A 15,715-nucleotide genomic window follows, 5' to 3' on the forward strand; every position below is an offset into this window, starting at 1 on the left:
GGCCGGCGTGGCCGATGTAGTCGCGCTCGCCGGTGGTGAACTGGGCGAGGGAGTGGTCGAAGGAGCGGGAGGCGCGGCCGGAGAAGTGGGTGTGGACCTGGGTGCGGGTGCGTTCGAGGGTGTGGGTGAGTTCGTGGGTGATTTGGTGGCCGAGGTGTTCGTAGAGTTCGGCGGTGGTGCGTAGGGCGGTGGGGTTGGCGCTGGGCAGGACGATGCCGGTGAGGGTGGCGAGGAGGTAGCGGGGGCCGTGGTCCATGTCGTGGGCTAGAGGCACACCAAGTCACCCCCTCTACCCGCTGTTCGTGTTCAGGGCACGGGGCGGGTCATCCTGCGGTCAGTCGTCTCCAGTGGCACCAGCGNTGATGAAGCCAGAGAGTTGATGAACTTAGCAGTAACATGTCTTGACGGGGAAGGCCCAGCGAATTTTTTTTGTTTTCACTCGCGCACATAGATTCTGTATTGAAACTGTGATAGAAGCGGGGTTCGGGGTCACTTGTGTGCACTCGGGATGTTTAGTGCCTACTTGCGCCAGATGTCGGAGTGGCTTCCTCTCCATGGCTCATGAGGTCGGCCCCACCGGTCCGGAGAGGGGCCTGGCGGGCGGTTGAATGCGATCGGAGTCACGGTCGCGGTGGAGATCCATCCGAGGATTCCTTGCTCGGCAAGGCTGAAATGCCTGTGACCTCGGCCTTTCTGATCGTCCGATCCGATCGGGGGCGTGGCTTGTGGCACCTTTGCTGCTCTGGGTGGCCTCTCTACCCCCAGAAGCCTGGTGTGAGCCGTTGCGAGTGGATTGTGGGCCGTGATAAAAAATGGCATCCGAGTGGTCTGACGAAGCGGTGGATCATGGCACTTCTTCACCGCGGTGGAGCCCGCGAAGGACAGTGTGGAGCCGCCCCGTGGGCCGTCGGTCGAGGAGCAGGGGAGGCCGACGTGGTCGTTTGCGCTGGTGCCGTCGGTGGCGTGGGAACCCAGCACCCCTCAGAGCGGCCCGCCACCTCGAACACGCTGCGCCGGGTCGGGGACTGGTCCGCCGAAGAGGAGAGGATCGTCCGGGCCGCGCTTGCCGAGCTTCCCGGCGAGGGGGTCGTGCTCCTGGGTGCCGGTACGCTCACCGAGCTGCTCGCGGCCCGGCTGCCGTTCGGTTGCGGCTACACCGTGGTCACCAATTCCGTGTCCTCGGCTTTGTTGCTGGCTGACCGTGGTGACATCACGCTCTATCTCACGGGTGGTCCTCTGCACCGCCGTGCGGGTGCCACTCTGGCCGTCCCCGGGGAACTGGAGGGGCTTAGCGCGGACATCGCCTTCGTCGCTCCTGAGGGGATCTCCGTCTCACGTGGTCTGACCAGCGGGGATTCATCCGAGGGCAAGTGTCAGCGGGCGATGATGGACACGGCACGCAAGATTGTGGTGCTGGCCGATCAGGCCGAGGTCGGAAATGACCGGGAGTTCCGGTTCGCGCGCCTCGACGAGGTGGACTGTCTCGTCACCAGTGCCGACCTGGCTCCGAAGGTGTCCGCGGCGCTTCGGGCACGCGTTTCCCTGCTGTTGCAGGCCTGAACTCCACGGGCGGTTCCGCGCCGCCAGCGCCTTCTCGCACCGGGCCCCCTCGTGTGCGCTTCCCGCCCTTCGGGCGGCCCCGCCTAGGTCGGGGCTGCCTCTCGGTCCGCCCACCGCCCTGCCTGTGGGGTGCCCGCCCCGTTGCTGCCGTTGCCTGGTCCCGAACGCCTGGTCGGCTCCGTTGTCCTGCCCTTTTCCGCACCGCAATAGCTCAGGACGCCTGCCACTGGGTAGGGTCCTTCATATACTGAGGCCTTTGCGTGGGTGTCAATGGCCCCGAGAATGAAAATCAGGTGATACCACATGTACGCGGAGGAGCGTCAGAGCCTCATCCTGGAGCGCGCCCGCAAGGAGGGGCGGGTCGATGTCGCGCAGCTCTCCGCTGACTACGGTGTCACCTATGAGACCATCCGGCGCGATCTGACCGCTCTGGAGCGCCATGCTGTCCTGCGTCGCGTGCACGGTGGCGCCATCCCTGTCGGCCGGCTCGCTTTCGAGGCCCCACCGGGTCCGCGTAACGAGATACTGGCCGAAGAGGAGCGGATAGCCAAGGCCGCGCTGGCCGAGCTCCCAGAGAACGGTGCCGTTCTCCTCGGCTCGGGCGCGGTCGTCGCTAAGCTGGCCGAGTTCTTCCCCAACGACCGCGAGCTCACCGTGGTCACGAACTCCACCCTGGCGGTGCTCTCCCTCCTGCCACGCGAGAACATCGACCTCATGATGCTCGGCGGACGCTTGCGAGCACGCACCCGGGCCACCGTGGACGTGTGGGCTCTGCGTGCTCTGGAGGAGACCTATGTCGACGTCGCCTTCATCACCGCCGATGGTGTCTCCGCCGAACGCGGGGTCACTACCGCTGACCTGGCGGACGCACAGATCAAACAGGCGATGATCGGCTCAGCGAGTCGGACCGTGCTGCTGGCCGACCACACCAAGGTCGGCCGTGACCACTTCGCCAGGGTCGCCGGGGTCGAGGAGATCGACCGTGTCATCACCGACAGCGGTCTGCCCTTCGATCTGAAAGAGGAGCTGACCGCCTCGGGGGCACGGGTCCTCACGGTCTGACCGCACCGAGCCCACGACGGACCGCTTGACCACACCGATGAGTCCGCCCAAGTGCGGCTTAATTCATCCTATGATTCTACGTTTTCTTAGCCTGGCCCGCATATTGTTGCTCTCTTGTGGTTTGGGTCTCCGTTTGTTCGGGTTGTTCCGTGTCCGATGCTTCTATAAGCTCACACAAGACCAATCAAAACCACATGTGGTGTGTGGTGTCCGGTCCATCGGGTGTGTGCGCCCATCTCCGGACCCGTCACAGTGGCGCGAGTACTCCGAATCATCCACGGGAACCCCGCCAGCGGGCTCGTTCCCGAGAGGTCCCACCGAAACGGAAAGACGTCTGTGATGAGATCCAGGACCTCCACCGTCCGACGAGGCGCGGTGGTCTCGGGTTGCCTCCTGGTGCTCCTCCTCCCCGCCGCATGCACGCTGGCTCCCGGCGGGGAGCCCGTGCTGACCGAACCCTCGGCCTCCCCGGCCCCCGCGCGGGCGGGGACACCCGAAGAGGAGGCTGTCCTCGCCGCCTACACCGGCATGTGGGACGCGGTCGTCACCGCCTCCCACGAAGGCACCGGGGGTTCCGACGCCCTCGAACGCCACGCCGTCGGGGGCGCGCTGGCCCTCATGACCGAGGCGCTCCAGGGTGCGGTCACGGCCGGGGCCGACGTCTCCGGTGAACCCGTCCTCGCCCCCGAGGCCCTCGTCGAGTCGTCCGACAGGGCCCAGGTCACCGACTGCCTCGACGACACCTCGTGGGGCTTCGCCTCGCAGCCCGCCGTAGGAGTGGGACCGCGACTGGTCGAGGCCCGACTCATACACGACGGACTCGCCTGGCGCGTGTCCGACCTTCGGATCTGGGAGCCGGGAACATGTTGAGACGCGCAGGCGCGGCCTCGCTCACGGTCGTGGTCGTCATGCTGGGAACGGTGTCCTCCGCGAACGCGGACACGGCGGGCTCGCCGTCCTTCCTGGGACAGATCGAGTGCGGCAGCAGTGGCGGCGACGGATGCTCGATCCTGTTGCAGTGGTGGAACTACCACAGCGGAACCTCGGGCTCGGAGGGCGGCTCCGGCGGCTCCGGCGGCACCGGAGGGGGCGGCACCGGCGGGGCCGGGGCCGTCGATCCCGACGACCCCTACGCCGGCGTCGACTGGGACGCGATCGATTGGGATGCGATCGACTGGGACGCTGTGGACTGGGACGCGATCGACTGGGACGCCGTCTTCGCCGAGGAGAACGCGGCCACCCCCGGCACCGACCCCGTCACCCTCATCCAGGAGTCCATGGACTCCTTCGAGCTCCCCGAACCCGTGATCGCCACCTCGCCTGCCGAGGGCTCCCTCGTTCTGGTGCACACCCCGCTCTGGCTGTGGATCGACGAGCAGGCCTGGGCCCCGGCCACGGCGAGCGCAGCGGTCCCCGGCTGGTCGCTGGAGCTCACCGCAACCCCCGCGCAGACCACGTGGACCATGGGCGACGGCACCGAGATCGTCTGCGACGGCCCCGGGACCCCCTACGACTCGGCCGTGCACGCCCCCGACTCGGCTTCGCCCGACTGCGGCCACGTCTACACCGTCTCCTCCGGGGCCCAGGAAGGCGGTGCCTACACCGTCACCGCAGCCGTCACCTGGGACGTGGCCTGGGAGTTCTCCGACGGCGCGTCCGGAACGCTCGACACGGCCGCGACAGCCACCCAGATGATCGTCACGGTCGAGGAATCACAGTCACTGGTGTCCGAGTCCGGACGCTGACACAAGGACGAGGCAGCGGAGGAAACCGACATGGTGGGCACAAGCACGGTCCCCGGCCCCCGGACCAGTACCGGAGCGCCGCCGCCCCAGGTACGGCTCCTGGGCGGCGGGCCCAAACGCTGGCGCTGGGTGGTGCTGGGGCTGGCCCTGGCCACGACCGGCGCCCTGGCCGGGGTCACGGCCGTCCAGGGAACCGACCAGGCCCAGGGGGTCCTCGTCGCCGACGGGAACCTTCCCGTGGGCCACGTGGTGACCGCGCAAGACCTGGTGGTGGCCAGGATCGCCGTGCCCGAGGGCGTCTCCGTCGTGACCGAGGCGCAACTGGAGGAGATCATCGGCCGCACACTGGCCGTCCCCATCGCCGACGGCTCCCTCCTCCCGGGCACCGCGATCGGGCCTGCGGAGTATCCGGGGGCCGGCCAGGCGGTGATCGGTGCCGCTCTGGAACCGGGCGACTTTCCCGCCTCTCTCCGGACCGGAGCGGAGGTATCCGTCGTGGTGGTCTCCGACGGTCCCGAGGAGGCCCAGCAAGGCGTCGAGGCCTATCCCGCGACGCTCCAGAGCGTGGAGTCCGCCGCCAGCGACGGCTCCGTGACCGTCGAACTCGTCGTCTCCTCCCTCGACGCCGCCCGCATCACGACCGCTGCGGCGACCGGGAACATCGCCCTCGTCCAGGTCCAGCCCAGGAGCGACTCGTGAGGCCCCGCACCGTCGCCCTGTTCTCCCTCAGCGGCGCGCCCGGCGTCACTCTGGCAGCCACGGCCCTGGCCGCGGTCTGGCCCGAGGAGCGCGGAGCGGTGCTGGTGGAGGCCGATGCCTCCGGAGGCGACATCGCTCTCTGGCGGCGGCTGCCGGCCTCACCCGGACTCACCGACCTGGCCGCCGCGCTCCGCCACGGCGCGAGTGGCGGCTACGACGGCGGCGGCCCGGTCGGCCATGCCCAAGCCCTGCCGGGCGGGCTCCCCGTCTGCCCCGCGCCCTCCTCCGCCGACCGAGCCGACGGCGCGGTCCGCCTGCTGGCCCAGAACGCCGGATCGCTGGCCGCTGACGACGGGCCCGTCACCGTCCTGGACCTGGGGCGGCTCGCGCCCCGCAGCGCCACCGCCCACCTCGCCGCGCACGCCGACGCCGCGCTGCTGGTGGCCCAGGACGACCTCGCGCAACTGCGCCGCCTCCAGGAGTCGGCCGCCCACCTCTTCGAGACCCTGCCGGGGCTGCGCACCGTCATCAGCGGCGGCGACCGCTCCACCGCGGAGGTCTCCGACGCCGTCGGCATGCCCGTGTGGGGCCGCCTGCCCGCCGACCCCAAGAGCGCGGCCTTCCTGCGCGGGGAGAAGAACCTGCGCCGCCCCCACAAGAGGCCCCTGTTCAAGACCGCGGCGTCCCTGGCCCGCACGCTGATCCGGGACGCGGCACAGACGCGCGAGCGTGCGGAGGCCGCCACATGATCGACACCACCTTCGGAGACGAGTTCCTCGACCCCGGACACGGCCACCGCGAACGCGAGGACGCGCTGGTCGAGCGCACCGCAGCCGAGGCCACCCGCCGCCTGAGCGCACTGCTGCGCGAGAGTGACGTCTCCGACGTCGACTACCGGCGCGAGGCCGAACGCGTCATCGCGCGCATCCTCGACGAGACCGCCGGGGAGGCTCTCGCCCAGGGCCGCCCCGTCCTGGAGCCGACCGCCGAGGCCGCCGTCTCCCGCCGTGTCCTCGCCCAGGTGAGCGGCCTCGGACCGCTCCAGCCGCTCCTGGACGACCCCGAGATCGAGAACATCAACGTCAACGGCACCCGTGTGTGGGTCCGCTACGCCGACGGCCGCCGCGAACAGAAGCCGCCCCTGTTCGACGACCCCGAACAGCTCATCGCCCTCATCCGGCGCATCGCCGCCGAGTCCGACAGCGGTGAGCGGCGCTTCGACCCCGGTGCGCCCATCCTCGACATGCCGATGCCCGGCGGCGAGCGGCTCAACGCGGTCATGGAGGTCGCCCGCGAACCCGCCGTGTCCATCCGCCGCCACCGGCACAGCCGCGCCTCCCTGGAGCGCCTGCGCAGGCTCGGCACCCTCGACCCCGCCCTGGTCGCGCTGCTGCGGGCCGCCGTCCTGTCCCGGCGCAACATGGTCGTCACCGGCGGTACCGGTGCGGGCAAGACCACCCTGCTGCGCGCCCTGGCCTCGGAGATCCCGCCAGACGAGCGTCTCGTCACCATCGAGGACGTCTTCGAGCTCGGCTTCGACAAGGACACCGACGCCCACCCCGACTGCGTCGCCCTCCAGGCGCGGCCCGCCAACATCGAGGGCGTCGGCGCCATCACCATCGCCGACCTCGTCCGCGCCGCGCTGCGCATGTCGCCCGACCGCGTGATCGTCGGCGAGACCCGCGGACAGGAGACCGTCCCCCTGCTCAACGCCATGAGCCAGGGCAACGACGGCAGCCTCACCACCCTGCACGCCGCGAATTCGGCCGGTGCCTTCACCAAGCTGGGCGCCTACGCGGCCCAGTCCGCCGAACGCCTTCCACTGGACGCCACCGCGTCCCTGGTCGCCGCAGCCGTCCACCTGGTCATCCACGTCTCCGCGCTCCCCACCGGTGGCCGCATGGTGACGAGCGTGCGTGAAGTGGTCGGAGCCGAAGGGCAGAGTGTCATCTCCAACGAGATCTACCGCAGGAACCGCGCGGGCGAGCGCCTGCCCGCCGCGCCGCCGGGTTCCGACACCCTGGACGCCCTCACCAGGGCCGGGCTCGACGCCTCGGTCCTCCACACCGACATGGGTGTCGGGGGGTGGGTGCGATGACGACGACCGTCATCGTCGCCGTGTGCGGCGCCCTGGCCGGGATCGGGCTCACCGTCGCCCTGGCCGCCCTGCCCTGGGGCGGAGCGCAACAGGGACGCCTGAGCAGCGCGCTGTTCGGGCAGTACCGGCCGCTGCGCCTGGTCTTGTCGATCGTGGCCGGTACTGCGGCCTGGCTCCTCACCGGCTGGCCGGTCGGCGGGTTGCTGATGGCCGTCGGTGCCTGGTGGGCCCCCGCCCTCCTGGGTCCCGACCGCCGCCACCAGCGCCAGGTCGCCGGAGTGGAGGCCGTGGCCGCCTGGACGGAGATGCTGCGCGACCTCATGGCCGGGGCCGCGGGCCTGCACCAGGCCATCACCGCCACCATCCCCATCGCCCCCGACCCCATCCGCGAGCAGGTCGTCCGCCTCGCCGACGAACTCCGTCTGGGCACCCCGCCCCGCGAGGCGCTCGGACGGTTCGCCGACGACGTCGACAACCCCACCGCCGACCTGGTCGCGGCGGCTCTGACCAGCGCCACCTCGCGCCACGCCACCGACCTCGGGGTGCTCCTGGGCTCGCTGTCCGAGGCCGCCCGCGAACAGGCCGCCATGCTGGTCCGCACGGCCGCCAACCAGGCCCGGGTGCGTACCTCCACCCGGATCATCATCTCGGTGACCCTGGGCATGGCCGTGGCCCTGCTGCTGTTCAACCGCGAGTACCTGGACCCCTTCGACGGTCTCCTCGGACAGGTGGTGCTCGTCGGGATCGGTGCCCTGTGGGCCGGAGCCCTGGCCTGGCTGTCCCGGCTCTCCCAGCCAGTCCTCGGCCCCCGGGTGCTGGCCCCGGGCACGTCACGTGACACGGAGGTGGCAGCCTGATGAGCACCGTCGAACTTCTCCTCGCCGCCGGTGGCGGCGCCCTCGTGGGCCTGGCCGTGTGGCTGCTGCTGGCCGTGCGCTTCGGCGGCCCCACCCTGGCCGAGCGCCTCACCGCCCCGCCGCCCGCCGAACCTCCCGCACGCAACCCGAGCGGCGGCCCGCTGGCCCGCTTGGGCCGGCTCGGCGTCCCGCTGCTGTCCGGCTTCGGCCTGCCCGGTGCCCGTACCCGCCGCGATCTGGAGGTCTGCGAGCGCGACACGGTCGGCTACCTGTCCGAGAAGACCACCGGCCTGGTCCTCGCCGTCACGGTCCCCCCGGTCCTGGGGGCACTCTTGGGCGTGCTCGGAGTGTCCTTGTCTGTGGGCCTCGCCGCCGTGCTGTGGGCAGGCTTCGCCCTCGTCCTGTGGTTCGCACCCGACCTGTCCCTACGGGACGAGGCCCACAAGCGCCGCGAGCAGATGCGGCACACCCTCGCCGGGTTCGCCGACCTCGTCGTGGTCTCGCTCGCCGGAGGTGCGGGCGTCAACGGTGCCCTCACCGACGCCAGTGCGGCCAGCGACACCTGGGCGATGGTGCGCATCCGCGAGGCCCTGCGCGACGCCGCGCTGCGCCGTCAGCCGCCCTGGGCCGCCCTGAGCGACATCGGCAAACGCTACGACACCTCCGAGTTCGACGAGCTCGCGGCCAGTCTGCAACTGGCCGGAGCCGACGGCGCCCGGGTGCGCACCTCGCTCGCGGCCAAGGCCAAGACCCTGCGAACCCAGTTCCTCGCCGAGGTCGACGCCCGTGCCCAGTCCGACACCGAGAAGATGAGCCTGCCCGTCGTCATGCTGTTCATGGGCTTCCTCATCCTCCTCGGCTACCCGGCAGTAAGCCATGTCCTCTTCAGTTTGTGAAACCATCACCAATCAAGGGAGTCCCCCGATGAACCGCATCACCGCCTACCTCTACACCCGGATCCAGGACCGCCTGCGCCTCACCCGCGACGACGGTGGCTACTCCACCGAGACGATCGTGGTGATCGCCGGACTGATCGCCGTCGCCCTCGCTGTCAGCGCGATTCTCCTGGACGTCATCGTGGGGGAAGCCGAAGAGATCGAAAATGCCTTCAACGGATGATGACCGGGGCAGCAGCGCCGAGCTGGTGGTCGCCACCCCGCTCCTGCTGCTCCTCGTCCTCTTCGTGATCCAGGTCGCGCTGTACATGCACGCCGACCATGTGGCCGCCGCCATCGCGCGGCAGTCGGTGGAGGCCGCCCGCACCGCTGAGGGTGCGGGCGGCCAGGCCGCCGCAGAGGCGATCGCCGACGAGCTCGGCGGCTCGCTGCTGCTGGACCGCACCGTCTCGGTGGACCGCGGCGCCACCGAGGTCACCGTCGTCGTGCAGGGGCGGGTGCAGTCCCTTGTCCCCGGCACGACCTGGAACGTGCACCACGACCTGTCCGCCCCCGTGGAACGGTTCGTCGAACCGGAGGCCCTCCCGTGACACCCAGGCGAGACGACCGCGGCTCGGCCGCGGTGGAGCTCACCGTCCTCACACCGGTGCTGCTCCTCTTCGCGCTGCTCGTCATCCTCGCCGGGCGGCTGTCGGGGGCCGGGTCCACCGCGGACCACGCGGCCCACGCCGCCGCCCGCGCCGCCGCCCTGGAGCGGAGCGTGCCCCAGGCCGAGGCCAGCGCCGGAGCGATCGCAGCCCAGAGCCTGGACGGCTCCGGGCTGCGCTGCGCCGACCACACCCTGACCCTCGACCACGGCGGGCTGGTCCCCGGCGGCACCGTCACCGCCGTGCTCGAATGCCACGTCGGCCTCGGAGACCTCTCCGGGCTCGGCGTCCCCGGCACGATCACCGTCCGGGGGACCTCGACCGTGGCCGTGGACACCTTCCGGGGGCAGCCGTGAGACGAACCTCCTCCGACAGCGGACAGGCCACCGCCTTCGTCGTGGTCATGATGGCCGCCTTCGCGCTCTGCCTCGGGCTGGTCCTCGACGGCGGCGGCCTGCTGCGCAGCCACACCCAGGCCATGTCCTTCGCCCAGGAGGCCGCGCGCGTGGGGACCCAGCAGATCGACTGGGAGGCCTACCGGGAGGGCACCAGCTCGGTGCAGCTCGACGGCGCCGCCGCGGCCGCCGCCGCGCAGGACTTCCTCGCCGACTCCGGAGCCACCGGCACCGTCGCCGTGGACGGCGACACCGTCACGGTCACGGCGCGGGTGCCCTACACCTTCACCCTCCTGCCCCTGGTCTCGACCCACGCGGCGGCTACCGCCAGCGCCCGGCCCTACACGCAACCCATCCCCTAGACGCCACGAACCCTGTGAGGCGGCCATGCCAGGTTTGCGCAAGACGAGTGCGATCGCCCTCGCGGCGGCGGTCCTGTTCGGTATCCCCTACCTGCTCCTGTGGCACCTGCCCTGGCCACAGCTCGACCTGTCGTGGTCCGGTGCGCTGGTCCACCTGCGCGCCCTGCGCATGCCGCCGGGGCTGCCCACCGCACTGCTGATCGTCGCACTGTGGACCCTGTGGAGCCTGTACCTGGCCGGGATCCTCGCAGAGGCCGTCGCCCGCCTGCGCGGGACCGTCGGCCCCCTCCGCCCGCTGGGACCGCTCCAGGTCGTCGCCGCCACCGCGGTGGGCGCGACCCTGGCCGCGCCCACCCAGGCCATGGCCGACACCGTCGTCCAGGACGAGGAGGGGACCGAGCGCGGCGACGAGGCCGCCCCGCCCGCGCCCGACGAGGGCCCCCGGGAACAGAGTGCCGAGCGTGAGCGCGTCGTCTCGGGGTTCGAGGCCGGCTCGGTCGAACTCACCGACGCCATGCGCCAGGACCTGGCACCCGTGGTCGACCTGCTGCTCTCCTACGGCGACCCGAGCGTTCCCGTCTACATCACCGGACACACCGACCCCAGCGGCGACGCCCAGACCAACCTGCGCCTGTCCGAGCTCCGCGCCCAGGCCGTCGCCGACCACCTCGCCGACGAGCTCAGGGCCAAGGCCCCTGACACGGTCGTCACCGGGCTCGGATCGCAGGAGGCGCGCGAGGGCGACGCCGCCGACCAACGCAGGGTCGAACTCACCTACTCACTGCGGACCGGCCCCCTGACGGCCACGACCGCTCCGGCCGGAGGCGCCGAGCAGACCGGGGAGACCGTCCAGGGGACACCGGGAGAGGAGACACCGGAGCAGGTGCCGGTCCTGTCGGCCTCCGCGGCGGAGGAGGACGGGTCCGAGAGCCCGCAGACCGTCGTCTTGGAGATCCCCGAGAGCGCACCCACCCTCGCGGCCGGGTTCGCCGGACTGCTCGGCGGCTACGTCCTGTCCCGGGGCGGTGTGCGCGTTCCCCGGACCATCCTGTCGCTGCCGCGTCCGCGTAATCCGTTCCCGCGCAAGCCCACCCGCCACGCCCTGCCGCCCGCCCCGCCCCGCCCGGTTCCGAGCGAGGACATCGACGACCGGGTGAGCGTGGAGCTGGGCCACGTCCCGGGGCTGGGCCTCACCGGCGCCGGTGCGGCGGGCGCCGCCCGCCGGCTGCTGTTCAACGCACTCGACACCTCGGGTGAGGACACCGCGCGCGTGGTGGTCACCGAGGCCGACATCGAGCACCTGGTCGGGGCGAGGGGCCGCGAACTGCTCACCAAGCACCCCTGCGAGCCCCTCCAGATGGTGGGCACCACCCGGCAGGCGCTCGAAGTGCTCCAGAGCGAACTGCGCGAGTCCGTCGATGAGGCGCTGACCACCGACGAGCCCGCCCCGCTCGTCCTCGTCTCCCGCACGCCCGGGCCCGAGCACGAGACCGCGCTGTCCGCACTGCTGCTGCACGGCCAGCACCGCGGCATCAGCGCCGTGATTCTGGGCCGCTGGCCGCTCGGCGGCAGTTGCGTGATCGATGAGGACGGGCTCATCGTCGAGACCAGCCCGCCGCTCAACCCGATCTTCCACTACTCCTGGCCCGGCTGCTCCGCAGACCAGGTGCGGGAGGCGATCCGCGCCTACCGCCACTCCCTGCCTGCCACCGACTCCCGTTTCCACGTGGAGCAGGAGGAACCGGCCGGGTTCGTGTTCGAGGACTTCAGCGGGTTCGAGGAGGAAGCGCAGGAGCGCGCCGCGTTCTCCTACGACGAGCCCAAACGGGCCGAACCGGTGGCGTCCTCGTCCCAGGCCGAGCAGTGGGGGGAGCGGGAGGACGAGGAGCCGGAAGAGTGGCGGGAGCCGGAAGAGTGGCGGGAGCCGGATCGGAGGCCGACGGCGGCCCGGCACACCGAGGCGCTGGCCGGTTCCGAGTGGGTCCCCGCCCCTGCCCCGGCGGAGGCCGGGGAAGAGCCCGTCGCGGAAACCCGCTACTACGAGTCGGTCGAGGAGCACCACGAGTGGGTCGAGGAGCCCGAGCCTCCCTTCTCCGAGAGGGCCGTGTGGGAGGCGGGCGAGTCCGCTGTGCCTGAGGAGGCCGAGCCGGAATCGGAGTGGACCCGTGTCCCGGACCGGTCGGATCCCCCGGCCAAGGCGGGCAAGCGGACCCGCGCTCCGGGCCGGAGCGGCAGCCGGTCCGTGCCCGCAGCCAGGTCCGGAGACGGAGGCGGCCGGGCGTCCGGCTCCGGGTTCTGGGACACCCCGGGCGGCAGCGAGGACTTCGAACCGAATGCCTTCTGGGGAAACGTCCCCGAACCCGGCGAGCCCGCGCCCGCCGCACCGAAGGACGCCACGCCCGAAGACGCCGCTGAGACGGCGCCGGTCGCCGCACCGACCCGGCGCAGGGCGGCGGCTCCGCGCAACCGCCCGGAGGCCTCGGCCGACCTGCCGAAGACCCCGCTCCGCAAGCGCCCAGGCCCGGTGAAGAGCCGCCGCAGCGCGTCCCAGGCCGACGGTCGCCGCGCCGCGCCCGCGGTTCGCGCGTCCGACACGGCGGAGAGGGCCTCCGGGCCGGAGAGCGCGGGCCAGGGCGGCGACGGGAGCGGTGGCAACGGCGGCCAGCCCGCGTCGCGACCGATGCCCGCCAAGCCCAGGAAGGCGGGTCGGGGCCGGACCTGGCGCCCCAAGGAGCCGGTGTAGCCCCTGGAGCACGGTCGGGGTTCTCCCCAGCGCGAAATTCGACGCTCAGTTTCGTACTGAGGAGAACCCTGCCGAGAGGTGTACCGGGCCCGGCGCTCAGCCGTGGGACGCGCGGGCTTCGGGCACCGGCCAGAAGAAGCCCTCCAGAAGGTCGTGCAGCCGGAGCCGGTCGGGGTCGACCCTGTCTCGGCCGTACACGTCCAGGAACCTCTCCGCCGAGGCGGTGCCGAACTGGGGGTTCAGGTGGCTGCTCAGGCTTCGCACCATGTCCGCGAGGTCGGAGTGCGGATCGGCCACCCCCGCACGGCCCACGTCCACGAACCCCGACACGCGATACCGGTCGATGAGCACGTTGGGGAGGGAGAGGTCGCCGTGGGACACCGCGGGCCTCCCGCCACCGAGTTCGCTGACCATGCTCTCCAGTTCGGCCAGTACGACCGCCGCCGAGGGTCCCTTCCGCCCCGCGGCGGCCCACGAGCGGTCGACCAGTCCGGACTCGACCCGTTCTCGGATGTCCGGAAACAGCGACGACAGGGACATGTCGAATCGAAGGGGGGCGTCGGCCACGACCGTGGCGTGCAGCTCACGGGTGGCGCGGGCGATCAGGTCGACGACGGCGTCGCGATCCGCCTCGGGCCAGGGGTCGGATGCCGGACGGCCCGCGAGTGCTCGCGTCGCGAGCCAGATGCGGCCGCCGTCCGCGCCGGTGCCCAGGACCTCGGGCACCGGGACCGCCAGGCGTGCCAGCCATGTGAGGCGGGCGGCCCCGGCTTCGATGCTGTGGACGAGGTGGCGGATCCGGCTGTCGGCCGACTTGACGAAGGCGACCGGACGTCCCCGCGCGTCGAGCATCCGTGAGACCCGCGCGCCCGAGAGCCCGAGGCTGACGGCCTCCTGCCGGAGGACGCCCCACTCCGGTCCTAAGAGCTCCATCGGGTCCGCCATGGACCCGATCGTAGAGCCCGAACGTGTGTGATCTTGCTACCAGTGCAGGTGTCGGGTAGCTGAGCCCTGCGCTGGTAGCAAGATCACGTGCTGTAGGGCTGGGGGAGTGGTCAGGCGTCCTTGGTACTGGCCAGGAAGGCGCGCCACTCGCCGGTGTCGAAGAAGAGCGCGCCCAGCTCGCGGTGCTTGGTGTCGCGGACCCCAGTGACCGGCCCCTCGGCGACCTCGACGCATGCCGCTTCGCTCTGGGAGTAGCTGGACTTGTGGAAACGGGGGTGGCGCGAGGGAGGGGGTGTCGCTGTCATATCAGTGATCCTTGTCCTTGCTGTGCTGGTGGGCGATGTGTGTCATCAGCGCCAGGGTCGGAGCGCCGTCGTCCATCGCGGCTGCGCGAAGACGGTTGTAGATGTCTGAGTAGTGGGCCATGTTCTCCGGGCTCGACATGAACATGTGGGAGGACGGGCCTTGGAGGTACACGGTCATGAGCCCATGGTGGTCCACGCGCAGGATGGAGAAGGACGCCAGAGTGAGCGCGGCGTGTGCGCCTGCGCTGTAAGGGAGTACCTGGAGCGTGACGGTCGGCATGTCGGCCAGTTCGATGAGGTGTTCGACCTGCTCCTGCATGAGTCGCGCGCTGCCAATGCGTTGTCTCAGTGCCGCCTCGGCGATGATGATCCACACATGCGGCGGGTTCTTGCGGGTCAGTACCTGCTGACGGGTGAGGCGTACCTGGACTTCCCTGTCGAGGTCGCTGTCCGGGCGCATCGTCGCTCCGATGACGGTGCGGGCATAGTCCTCGGTCTGGGCGAGTCCGGGGACGAGCTGCGACTGGTATATCTCGATGGATGTTGCCTGCGCCTCGATGTTGGTGTACGAGCGGTAGCTGCGCTCCAGGTCGTAGGGCTGCCAGCGGTCGGGCTCGCGGGCTTGCTTGCGCAGGGCGAGCAGGCGGTCGAGCTCCTCGGAGGCTTCGTAGAGGGTCAGCAGCCGTTCGATCGCGGCGGCCCCGGGGACCGCGCCTCCGTCGCCCGGTGTCTCCCATCGTGCCAGGCTGCTCGCGGCCGTGCGCATGGAGGTCACCACGTCGCTGAACTTGCGGTCCCCGCGGAGCTTGCGGAGTTCCTGGGCAAGTTGCCACTGCGCCAATGTGGGGTTGCCAGCCATCTCTTGATAATGCCTTTCCTCGCAGGAACGGACAAATCGAGCTACTTTCAAAAGCTACTTGCAAATGCTTGTGGCTTTAAGTTTACTTGAGCTGTGCCTTCGGTGCGGGCGTCAGGACTAGCGCTGGTCATCAAGGCATGAGAAAGCCCTGGTGGGTGCGGTCACACCCCCAGGGCACGCCAACCCTTTCCACCCTGTGTAGCCAGAAAGCGAGATCGGCATGTTCATTGTGCCCGAACAGCGCATACCCCTCCACAACGCGGTGCCCGGGTTCGCGGGGCGGCGGTGGCCCTGCCGCCTCTACCCCGGGGACCTGGTCCACACCCGCGAGCTCCGCGACGACCTGCGCGAGGACCTGGCCCGCCTGTCCGGCATGGCCTCCGACACCGCCGACGACGCGGTGCTGTGCGCCAGCGAGCTCTTCGCCAACGCCGTCGACCACTCCCGCTCCGGAGAGCCCGAGGGGCACGTCATCCGCACCCTGACCATGCCCGCCGAAGACCGCCTGCGGGTGGGGGTGATCGACGACGGCTACCGCTCCA

General features: G+C 70.9%; 19 protein-coding genes. 15 read left to right on the plus strand and 4 right to left on the minus strand.

Annotation, left to right across the window (positions count from 1 at the left end):
• A partial coding sequence (locus B042_RS23535; RefSeq protein WP_155989143.1) for a hypothetical protein occupies positions 1 to 274 on the minus strand: 274 nt, incomplete at its 3' end.
• A 689-nt stretch (positions 275 to 963) separates the two neighbouring features.
• On the opposite strand from B042_RS23535, the gene B042_RS23540 reads away from it, so the two are divergent.
• From B042_RS23540 to B042_RS23550, 14 genes are all read left to right on the plus strand, one after another.
• Positions 964 to 1,560, plus strand: a complete 597-nt coding sequence (locus B042_RS23540; RefSeq protein WP_231494126.1) for a DeoR/GlpR family DNA-binding transcription regulator — start codon at positions 964 to 966, stop codon at positions 1,558 to 1,560.
• 303 nt (positions 1,561 to 1,863) lie between these two features.
• Entirely contained in the window at positions 1,864 to 2,622 is a 759-nt protein-coding gene (locus tag B042_RS0116505) for a DeoR/GlpR family DNA-binding transcription regulator (RefSeq protein WP_028649252.1), read from the plus strand.
• Between the two features lie 339 nt (positions 2,623 to 2,961).
• The gene (locus tag B042_RS0116510; protein WP_028649253.1) at positions 2,962 to 3,492 is read left to right on the plus strand and encodes a hypothetical protein; all 531 of its coding nucleotides are present in this window, start codon (positions 2,962 to 2,964) and stop codon (positions 3,490 to 3,492) included.
• The gene (locus B042_RS0116515; RefSeq protein ID WP_028649254.1) at positions 3,486 to 4,367 is read left to right on the plus strand and encodes a hypothetical protein; all 882 of its coding nucleotides are present in this window, start codon (positions 3,486 to 3,488) and stop codon (positions 4,365 to 4,367) included. The genes B042_RS0116510 and B042_RS0116515 overlap by 7 nt, the downstream gene beginning before the upstream one ends.
• Positions 4,368 to 4,397: 30 nt before the next feature.
• On the plus strand, positions 4,398 to 5,066 hold the full coding sequence (locus B042_RS0116520) for an SAF domain-containing protein (RefSeq protein WP_028649255.1): 669 nt from the start codon (positions 4,398 to 4,400) through the stop codon (positions 5,064 to 5,066).
• Positions 5,063 to 5,815, plus strand: coding sequence for a hypothetical protein (locus tag B042_RS23545; RefSeq protein ID WP_036555378.1), 753 nt, complete (start codon positions 5,063 to 5,065; stop codon positions 5,813 to 5,815). The genes B042_RS0116520 and B042_RS23545 overlap by 4 nt, the downstream gene beginning before the upstream one ends.
• Positions 5,812 to 7,164: a CpaF family protein gene (locus B042_RS0116530; RefSeq protein WP_081748830.1), complete on the plus strand. Its 1,353-nt coding sequence runs from the start codon at positions 5,812 to 5,814 to the stop codon at positions 7,162 to 7,164. The genes B042_RS23545 and B042_RS0116530 overlap by 4 nt, the downstream gene beginning before the upstream one ends.
• Complete coding sequence (locus tag B042_RS0116535) at positions 7,152 to 8,021, plus strand: type II secretion system F family protein (protein ID WP_028649257.1); 870 nt, start codon at positions 7,152 to 7,154, stop codon at positions 8,019 to 8,021. Before B042_RS0116530 ends, B042_RS0116535 begins: the two co-directional genes overlap by 13 nt.
• The gene (locus tag B042_RS0116540) at positions 8,021 to 8,917 is read left to right on the plus strand and encodes a type II secretion system F family protein (RefSeq protein WP_028649258.1); all 897 of its coding nucleotides are present in this window, start codon (positions 8,021 to 8,023) and stop codon (positions 8,915 to 8,917) included. The genes B042_RS0116535 and B042_RS0116540 overlap by 1 nt, the downstream gene beginning before the upstream one ends.
• Positions 8,918 to 8,945: 28 nt before the next feature.
• Complete coding sequence (locus B042_RS0116545; RefSeq protein ID WP_028649259.1) at positions 8,946 to 9,140, plus strand: hypothetical protein; 195 nt, start codon at positions 8,946 to 8,948, stop codon at positions 9,138 to 9,140.
• Positions 9,124 to 9,507: a TadE/TadG family type IV pilus assembly protein gene (locus B042_RS0116550; RefSeq protein WP_028649260.1), complete on the plus strand. Its 384-nt coding sequence runs from the start codon at positions 9,124 to 9,126 to the stop codon at positions 9,505 to 9,507. The genes B042_RS0116545 and B042_RS0116550 overlap by 17 nt, the downstream gene beginning before the upstream one ends.
• Positions 9,504 to 9,920, plus strand: coding sequence for a TadE/TadG family type IV pilus assembly protein (locus B042_RS0116555; protein WP_028649261.1), 417 nt, complete (start codon positions 9,504 to 9,506; stop codon positions 9,918 to 9,920). Before B042_RS0116550 ends, B042_RS0116555 begins: the two co-directional genes overlap by 4 nt.
• Positions 9,917 to 10,321, plus strand: coding sequence for a pilus assembly protein TadG-related protein (locus B042_RS0116560; protein WP_028649262.1), 405 nt, complete (start codon positions 9,917 to 9,919; stop codon positions 10,319 to 10,321). The genes B042_RS0116555 and B042_RS0116560 overlap by 4 nt, the downstream gene beginning before the upstream one ends.
• Positions 10,322 to 10,355: 34 nt before the next feature.
• Positions 10,356 to 13,064 (plus strand): OmpA family protein, encoded by a 2,709-nt coding sequence (locus B042_RS23550; RefSeq protein WP_036555381.1) that lies wholly within the window; start codon positions 10,356 to 10,358, stop codon positions 13,062 to 13,064.
• A 96-nt stretch (positions 13,065 to 13,160) separates the two neighbouring features.
• Here B042_RS23550 and B042_RS0116570 read toward each other — a convergent pair whose 3' ends face one another.
• The 3 genes from B042_RS0116570 to B042_RS0116580 form a co-directional block, all read right to left on the minus strand.
• Complete coding sequence (locus tag B042_RS0116570) at positions 13,161 to 14,009, minus strand: aminoglycoside 3'-phosphotransferase (RefSeq protein ID WP_051415752.1); 849 nt, start codon at positions 14,007 to 14,009, stop codon at positions 13,161 to 13,163.
• Between the two features lie 110 nt (positions 14,010 to 14,119).
• Entirely contained in the window at positions 14,120 to 14,314 is a 195-nt protein-coding gene (locus B042_RS0116575) for a DUF397 domain-containing protein (RefSeq protein ID WP_028649264.1), read from the minus strand.
• A gap of 1 nt (position 14,315) precedes the next feature.
• Positions 14,316 to 15,173 (minus strand): DUF5753 domain-containing protein, encoded by an 858-nt coding sequence (locus B042_RS0116580; RefSeq protein WP_028649265.1) that lies wholly within the window; start codon positions 15,171 to 15,173, stop codon positions 14,316 to 14,318.
• Positions 15,174 to 15,393: 220 nt separating this feature from the next.
• On the opposite strand from B042_RS0116580, the gene B042_RS0116585 reads away from it, so the two are divergent.
• On the plus strand, positions 15,394 to 15,715 hold a 322-nt coding region (locus B042_RS0116585), incomplete at its 3' end, for an ATP-binding protein (protein ID WP_036555384.1).

Source organism: Nocardiopsis sp. CNT312 (genome assembly GCF_000515115.1).
GTDB lineage: Bacteria > Actinomycetota > Actinomycetes > Streptosporangiales > Streptosporangiaceae > Nocardiopsis.

Bases quoted from the DNA above. Each gene is read 5' to 3' on its own strand.
- B042_RS0116550 (WP_028649260.1), top strand. From the start codon at position 9,124: ATGCCTTCAACGGATGATGACCGGGGCAGCAGCGCCGAGCTGGTGGTC.
- B042_RS0116580 (WP_028649265.1), bottom strand. From the start codon at position 15,173: ATGGCTGGCAACCCCACATTGGCGCAGTGGCAACTTGCCCAGGAACTC.
- B042_RS0116520 (WP_028649255.1), top strand. From the start codon at position 4,398: ATGGTGGGCACAAGCACGGTCCCCGGCCCCCGGACCAGTACCGGAGCG.
- B042_RS0116530 (WP_081748830.1), top strand. From the start codon at position 5,812: ATGATCGACACCACCTTCGGAGACGAGTTCCTCGACCCCGGACACGGC.
- B042_RS0116575 (WP_028649264.1), bottom strand. From the start codon at position 14,314: ATGACAGCGACACCCCCTCCCTCGCGCCACCCCCGTTTCCACAAGTCC.
- B042_RS0116545 (WP_028649259.1), top strand. From the start codon at position 8,946: ATGAACCGCATCACCGCCTACCTCTACACCCGGATCCAGGACCGCCTG.
- B042_RS0116505 (WP_028649252.1), top strand. From the start codon at position 1,864: ATGTACGCGGAGGAGCGTCAGAGCCTCATCCTGGAGCGCGCCCGCAAG.
- B042_RS0116570 (WP_051415752.1), bottom strand. From the start codon at position 14,009: ATGGCGGACCCGATGGAGCTCTTAGGACCGGAGTGGGGCGTCCTCCGG.
- B042_RS0116515 (WP_028649254.1), top strand. From the start codon at position 3,486: ATGTTGAGACGCGCAGGCGCGGCCTCGCTCACGGTCGTGGTCGTCATG.
- B042_RS0116510 (WP_028649253.1), top strand. From the start codon at position 2,962: ATGAGATCCAGGACCTCCACCGTCCGACGAGGCGCGGTGGTCTCGGGT.
- B042_RS0116540 (WP_028649258.1), top strand. From the start codon at position 8,021: ATGAGCACCGTCGAACTTCTCCTCGCCGCCGGTGGCGGCGCCCTCGTG.